Origin of the sequence: Synechococcus sp. R55.2 (genome assembly GCF_047462075.1) — a bacterium.
In the GTDB taxonomy this organism is placed as follows: Bacteria; Cyanobacteriota; Cyanobacteriia; order Thermostichales; family Thermostichaceae; genus Thermostichus.
Window position 1 is genome coordinate 1 of sequence record NZ_JANSIH010000159.1, and the last position, 855, is coordinate 855.

Below are 855 nucleotides of genomic sequence, written 5' to 3' on the forward strand. Positions count from 1 at the left end.
GGGCAAAGGCCAGGCCGTAGTTGCAGGCTTTGGGTTTGGTCTTGGGCTTGCTATCTGGCACGATGAGCAGGCGCACGTAGCGGGGGGGCTTGGCAGCCCGGGCCGCCTCAATGGTGTCTCGGTCGTTTTCTTCTAGCAAGATGAGCACATCTAAGCGCTCGTGGGGGTAATCCAGCTTGGAGAGGGAGTTGATGAGAATCGGCATCACTTCCGGTTCTTTGTAGACCGGCACCAGGATGGTGTAGATGGGCAAGTCGCGATCATCCAAAGCGGCTACTTCCTCATCGGTAATCTGGTGGAAGCGATCGGCGGATCCCACCAGACTGAGCAATAGCTTAAACAGAATCGAGGCCACGTAGAAGAGATTGATCAGCACCACCAAAATCGTCAGGGTCGTCCAGGGAGCAGTGGCCAATCCCCAAAGCAACAGCAGCAGCAGGCCGTAGCCCACTGCAATCTGAGAAGGAGTAAACACCCGCGAGGCCGATTCTTCTGGCAGGCGGGCCATCAGCTTGTACACCGCCTCTTGGCTGAAGCGGGATCCCTGGTCTTGGCTGAGCAGTTGCGTGATATCCTGCTCGGTGCCCAGCACCTTTTCAATCCGCAAGCCTGGCCGCCAGCTGTAGAGCAGCTCATCCACCGCCCAGTCCAGGGGGTCATTGACCATCACTGTAAGGGTGTGCTCATCCGTCCAGCTCAAGGGGTAGAAGAGGTGGCGCATCATCACCTCGGGATCAAACTGCCGGCTCAGGCTCTCGTCGCGGTGGAGCAGCCCTGTCCCCATTAGTTCTGAGACAGCGGGGTAGCCCAGCAAATGGGCTAGGATGCTGAGATACTCGGGGGTGGAGAGGTAGC

1 pseudogene is annotated in these 855 nt (G+C 58.4%); it reads right to left on the bottom strand.

Annotated elements, in window-relative coordinates:
- A pseudogene (locus NW838_RS05625) lies at nt 1-855 on the bottom strand (glycosyl transferase); the annotation flags it as partial.